The sequence below is a fragment of the uncultured Dialister sp. genome (assembly GCF_900538805.1).
GTDB lineage: Bacteria > Bacillota > Negativicutes > Veillonellales > Dialisteraceae > Dialister.
Genome location: NZ_UPZP01000141.1, coordinates 1 through 3,941 on the forward strand (window position 1 = coordinate 1; position 3,941 = coordinate 3,941).

The 3,941-nt window shown below is 51.4% G+C and carries 2 protein-coding genes and 1 other annotated feature; of the genes, one reads left to right on the plus strand and one right to left on the minus strand.

Translation table 11 applies throughout. From position 1 onward, the window contains the following. Nucleotides 1–281 precede the first annotated feature (281 nt). Nucleotides 282–1,445, minus strand: coding sequence for an ABC transporter substrate-binding protein (locus QZQ29_RS09045; RefSeq protein ID WP_296962534.1), 1,164 nt, complete (start codon nucleotides 1,443–1,445; stop codon nucleotides 282–284). A 168-nt stretch (nucleotides 1,446–1,613) separates the two neighbouring features. Next, nucleotides 1,614–1,814 (minus strand) — a binding site (T-box leader). A gap of 541 nt (nucleotides 1,815–2,355) precedes the next feature. On the opposite strand from QZQ29_RS09045, the gene QZQ29_RS09050 reads away from it, so the two are divergent. Beyond that, on the plus strand, nucleotides 2,356–3,333 hold the full coding sequence (locus QZQ29_RS09050) for a diacylglycerol kinase family protein (RefSeq protein ID WP_296962536.1): 978 nt from the start codon (nucleotides 2,356–2,358) through the stop codon (nucleotides 3,331–3,333). Nucleotides 3,334–3,941: the final 608 nt, after the last annotated feature.

Genomic DNA, 3,941 nt, shown 5'->3' on the forward strand with positions numbered 1-3,941 from the left:
AAAAGGAAGGCCCTTTTATGGGCAGGCTATGGGCCAACTTCGACTGACTTGCACATTCTCTGCAGAATGTGCACAGCCTGAGGGTTGTGGTGGCGGCTGTGGCCGCAGTATTTCCCACGTAAAAAGGCGAAGCCCCAGGCTCCGCCTTTTTATTTCCCATGCTCCTCTTCTTCTTTCTCCCATGCTCCTCTATTTCCTTATATCCATACTTCCATGCTGCTTTTCCATGCTTCTATGCTGCCATACCATGCTTCCATGCTTCAATTTAGGATTTCAACCTATTAAGCGAAAGGAACCCATTTTCCATCTTTCACCTGGAGTACGTCCAGGTCCATCTTCGGATCCCTGTTTTCATCAAATTCAAATTTACCGGTAGCGCCTTCGAAGTTCTTAATCTGGGCCAGTGCATCACGGAATTTCTTTCTGTCCGTGGTGGAGCCGGATTTTTCAGCGGCTTCATGCATAATGTAGAAGGCATCGTAGGTCTGGGCTGCGAACTGGTCCGGTTCGTGTCCGTACTTGGCTACGAAGGCTTTACGGAAGTTCTGGGCTTTTTCGCTGTTTCTATCCGGATTCCAGGGGGTTGCCACCAGGGTGCCGTCAGCAGCGGCGCCGGCCTGTTTGATGTACTGGGGGCTGTTGAAACCGTTGTTGCCGATGATAGGCTGGTTCATTCCCATTTCTCTGGCCTTCTTAACAATGAGGGCGCCTTCCTGATAGAAGCCTGCAATGCAGATGACATCGGGGTTGGCTGCCTGAATCTTGGTGAGCTGGGCGGAGAAATCGGTGTCCTTGTCGGCGAAGGTTTCTGTAGCTACCACGTCGATACCCATATCCTTGAAGGTCTGCTGGTAAATTTCATTTTCCCCAACCATCTGGTCATTGTTGTTGGAATACATGACAGCTACCTTCTTGAAGCCCAGTTTATCATGGGCCTTCTTGACGGTAGTGGGGATGGCCAGTTTGCCGGGGATGGCGTTTCTGAAAATGTAATCGCCGATGTCCGTAATCTTCGGTGCCGTGGTACTGGTGCCGAAGACCGCAATCTTAGCCTGCTGGGCAATGGGGCCGGCTGCAAACATTTCACCGGATGTCATGGGTCCCTGGATAGCCAGCACCTTATCCTGTTCGATGAGGCGTTTGAAGGAGTTGATGGCTTCCGCCTTGCTCAGCTTGCTGTCGTAGGTAACCAGGTCGATTTTCATCTTTGTCTTCGGGTCCTTGTTGATTTCCTCCACTGCCAGCTCTGCCCCTTCCTTTTCTGCCTGGCCGTAAGCGGCGCCGGGGCCGGTATAGGCGGTGACGAAGCCGAACTTCACGGTCTCCCCGCCAGCGGCTGCTGCGGTGGAAGAAGCGGCCTTCTTGTCACCGCCGCATCCTGCAAATGCTCCGCACACTGCTGCTGCTGCCATTGCTGCTGCCATTGCTTTCATCCATTTCTTCATTTTCATTTCCTCCTGATTTATAATGATTTTATTTATACCCAATCAAAAACCCCTGTCGAAAGTTTCCTTCCGACAGGGGCGCATATACGCGGTACCACCCTGGTTTATCGCTCAGTGGAACACCCTGTGATACCAAATAAAAAAGCTCCTGATCTTCATTCTTTTGAAGATAGGGGCGAAATATTCGCGGTACCACCCTACATTATACTTTGGTGTTCCTATTCGTAACGTGAATGGACGTTTCCGCTTACTTTATTCGGCTGAAATACTCACGGGTGAGTGTTGGAAGTTTTCTTCTTACCGGCTTTCACCGACCGCCGGCTCTCTGCAAACCAAGGAAATTTCCTTTTTCCCGTTCCTTGTATCTTTGGGTTTTCGGTTATGCATAGAGTATAATCCCGAGGTTCATCATTGTCAAGAAGATTTTAAAAAATTTTCCTTCGGAAAATAAGTTTCCTGCTCGGCGCCGCAATATGGTGGTTCATCGGGGCAGGAAACTGTTTGCGTATAGTTTCCCGTCCGACATGGCACCACCGTGTTTCATCTCCATAGGAAACTTTCATAAACCTGTCATCTTTACTCCTCTTTTTTTCATTCTAGAAGAGATAGAATGTAGGGGAGATTTCTCGACTCCGCTTCGCTTCGCTCGAAATGACAGGGATGGTATGGCAGCATCGTGTTTCTTCGCGACAGGAAACTGTTTGCGTATAGTTTCCTGTCCGACATAGCACCATCGTGTTTCATCACAGCAGGAAACTGTTTGCGTATAGTTTCCTGTCCGACATGGCACCATCGTGTTTCATCTCCATAGGAAACTTTCATAAACCTGTCAAATTTCCGTTTCCATTTGGTATAATAGGATAGATAGAATTCAGGAGACAGAGTCTCCAATGCACGGAGCGTGAGAGTTATGGAAAAAGAAGGACAGTGCACCATCATCGTCAACCCCACATCGGGCCACGAGCGGGCGCCGCGTTATATACCCCTTTTGCACTCTGTCCTTTCCAAGCGGTTTGATGATATCATCATCAAGCTCACGGAAAAGGCAGGCGATGCCACGGATTTTGCCAGGACCGCAGCAGAAGCGGGGCGGGATGTGGTATGCATGGGCGGCGACGGTACCATTAACGAAGTCATTAACGGCATGGTGCCCGTAGAAAGCAGCTCTGCCTTTGGCTTCGTCCCCTTCGGCACGGTGAATGACCTGGCCAGGGCCCTTCACATCCCCCGCTCACCCCAGGGCGCCATCCACATGCTGGAAACGGCAGTGAAAACAAAGATCGACGTAGGCCGCGTGAATGACCGCTACTTCATCAATGTGGTAGGTGCCGGCAGCATTTCCGAAGCTGTTGGAAAAGTTTCCATCAAGGAAAAAACCCTCTTCGGCTCCCTGGCCTACTACATGAAAGGCATGCAGGTGGTGCCGAAACAGAAATCCTACCATTTCAAAATCGAAGAGGATAACGGCACGGTGATTGAAGTATCCTCACCCCTCATTGCCGCCATGCTCACCGACTCCGCCGGAAGTTTCCACAACCTTATTCCACCGGCAGAAAGAAATAAGGGCGTCATCAAGCTCTGCCTCTTCCACGATTTTGAATGGCTTCTGGCTCTGAAATCGGCGCCAAAGCTTTTGGCCGGCATGCAGATGGGGCCGGACTTCCTCACCGTGGTGAGCTTCAAGAAAGCCCACCTCTCCATCCGGGAAAATGAACCTCTCGTCACCAATGTGGACGGCGACCTGGGCCCCACATTCCCCCTGGATCTGGAAATCCTCCCCAACCGTCTCCCCGTCTTCGTTCCTGCCCATCCCAGAGAAGACCAGGGCATTCTCCCCCGCTTTCTGAAATCCCCCCATATCCATCTGCCATGGAATGAGGAGGAGTAAAGGGGCCGCTTTTTGACACGCCTGTCGGCGTGAGGGTTCAGAAGGGAAGGTGGACGGGGCTTCGCCCCGAGGGTTATGGCCGCCTGCGGCGGCAGGTTGTGTAGAAAGGTTGTGTTCGCTTTCGCTCAGAGGGTCAGCAGCCTCTTCGAGGCTCCTGGTTGTGTTGGCCGCTTCGCGGCAGTTTTTACTCCCCTTCCTTTGGAAGGCAGAAGCCCTGCAGAGGGCTTCTGAGCCGGGCTCTTATTTGAGCATAGCCTGCACATAAAGCGAACACCTTAAAGCCCGGCCGCTGGTGTCGCCGGAGGGGCCTGATATGACTTCTACGCTCCCATGTCATTTCGAGCGGAGAAAAGCGCCGATATGAAATTCCTTTCCCCATACAGCCCATGAAACGAAGTCGAGAAATCTCCCTGCTGAATGTACCCCGGCAAATTGACCGGCATTAAGAATACAAATCGATGTTCCTCAGGGCTCCGCCCAGCTCCTTTCTAGGGAAGCGCTGATTAAAGCGTTATCGGATTTCATTCTTGCATTTTTATTCAATGCAAGGAATCAGTCGACGCGAATAGCGAGCTATTTAAGGAGACTGATGACGCAGCATTGGATAA

What these genes read in the sequence shown, in the direction of transcription:
- QZQ29_RS09045 (WP_296962534.1), bottom strand. Translation starts at nt 1,445, where the DNA reads ATGAAGAAATGGATGAAAGCAATGGCAGCAGCAATGGCAGCAGCAGCA.
- QZQ29_RS09050 (WP_296962536.1), top strand. Translation starts at nt 2,356, where the DNA reads ATGGAAAAAGAAGGACAGTGCACCATCATCGTCAACCCCACATCGGGC.